The sequence below is a fragment of the Synechococcus sp. genome, assembly GCF_982614295.1.
In genome coordinates this window covers 6136-7966 of sequence record NZ_CEXBMR010000064.1, presented here as the reverse complement: position 1 = coordinate 7966, position 1831 = coordinate 6136, and the positions used below count along the sequence as shown (strand labels likewise).

The following is a 1831-nucleotide window of genomic DNA, read 5'->3' as shown; positions in this document are numbered from 1 at the left end:
GTAATCTTTTAAGCCGCATTAATTCTGCGGCCCTGCCTTGAATCAAACCTTGATCTGTAACCATTGCGCCGCTGAGCACATTTACGCGCACGAAACTGGCAGCACTTGCCGCTGCAATTGCAAGGGCAGCGGCCCCATCATTGCGAAGCACATTTATACCCACCGGCAAGCCATTTGCAGCAGACACCACCGCTTCTGCAATTACTGCCATGGCAGCCACCGTTTCCGCTGGCACCGCCCCTGCAAAAAATGGGCCATCCCCAAAATTTTCCAGCACCAAGCCAGCGGCACCTCCACCTATGTAGGCAGCAGCATCAGCCAATGCCCAGCGTTTTACCGCTTCCATATCACCGCCCCAGCGGGGGCTACCCGGCAAGGGCGGCAGATGCAATACCCCAATTAGGGCTGTTGGGGTTTCGAATAACTGTTGCCAGGGTGTTGCAACGGCCAAAGGTTAGGTTTAAACATTGGCCGATGCTGCCATGGCCGCTGAAGGGTTGATCACAAAAAAAGCAACAGTCGCCTTTTCGCACTTGGGTTGCGAGAAAAATCGTGTTGATACTGAACATATGTTGGGGCTTCTTGCGGAAGCTGGATATGGAGTAAGCGCTGATGAAGCAGACGCAAATGTGGTGGTTGTTAATACGTGTTCTTTCATTCAAGACGCCCGCACTGAATCGGTGCGCACCTTGGTGGAACTGGCAGAACAGGGCAAACAAATTGTGATTGCGGGTTGCTTAGCCCAGCATTTTCAAGAAGAACTACTAGAAGCGCTACCGGAAGCACGCGCCATTGTGGGCACAGGTGATTACCAGCACATTGTTGAAGTGCTGGAGCGGGTGGAGGCAGGTGAACGGGTGAACCGGGTGAGTGCTGTGCCCACGTACGTGGCGGATGAACACCTGCCCAGATACCGCACCAGTTCAGAAGCGGTTGCTTTCTTGAAAGTGGCTGAAGGTTGCGATTACCGCTGCGCTTTCTGCATCATCCCCAAATTGCGAGGTGATCAACGTTCGAGAACAATCGAGTCAATTGTGGCGGAAGCTGAGCAATTGGCGGCTCAAGGGGTGAAAGAACTAATCCTGATCAGCCAGATCACTACTAACTACGGCCTTGATCTCTATGGAAAGCCACAACTCGCTGAATTGTTGCGGGCCCTTGGGGCAGTGGATATTCCCTGGATTCGGGTGCATTACGCGTACCCAACCGGCCTTACCCCCGAGGTGCTTGCTGCCTATCGCGAAGTGGCAAATGTGCTGCCATATTTAGATTTACCACTGCAGCACAGCCATCCAGATCTGCTGCGGTCGATGAACCGCCCTTGGCAAAAAGGTGTAAACAGCGAACTAATTAACCGCATTCGCATGCAATTACCCGATGCGGTGATGCGCACCACCTTCATTGTTGGTTTTCCGGGAGAAACTGAGGCTCATTTCGAGCATCTGCTCCAATTTGTGCAAGAGCAGCGCTTTGATCATGTAGGCGTGTTTTGTTTCTCATCAGAAGATGGCACCGCAGCTTCCAGCCTCCCCGATCAAGTGCCCGCTGCCATTGCCGAGGAGCGTCGTGGTCGTTTGATGCAAATCCAACAACAGATCAGTGCCGAATGCAATGCAGCTTGGGTGGGTCGCATTGTTGATGTGTTGATCGAGCAGGAAAATCCAAGCAATGGAGAATTAATTGGTCGCTGCTTGCGGTTTGCACCCGATGTAGATGGAGAGGTGCGTGTGCAACGCAGTGCAAACGGTGCAGGCGCCTCTCCTGGCTCAATGGTGCCGGTATTGATCACCGCCGCTAGCGAATACGACCTAACAGGGGAAGTGGTGGGAAT

The 1831-nt window shown here is 53.1% G+C and carries 2 protein-coding genes; one reads left to right on the top strand and one right to left on the bottom strand.

Features of this window, described 5'->3' with window-relative positions; genetic code table 11:
• A partial coding sequence (locus tag AC2JC8_RS09325; RefSeq protein WP_484594595.1) for a BtpA/SgcQ family protein occupies positions 1-451 on the bottom strand: 451 nt, incomplete at its 3' end.
• A 31-nt stretch (positions 452-482) separates the two neighbouring features.
• On the opposite strand from AC2JC8_RS09325, the gene rimO reads away from it, so the two are divergent.
• On the top strand, positions 483-1831 hold a 1349-nt coding region (gene rimO, locus AC2JC8_RS09320; RefSeq protein ID WP_484594594.1), incomplete at its 3' end, for a 30S ribosomal protein S12 methylthiotransferase RimO.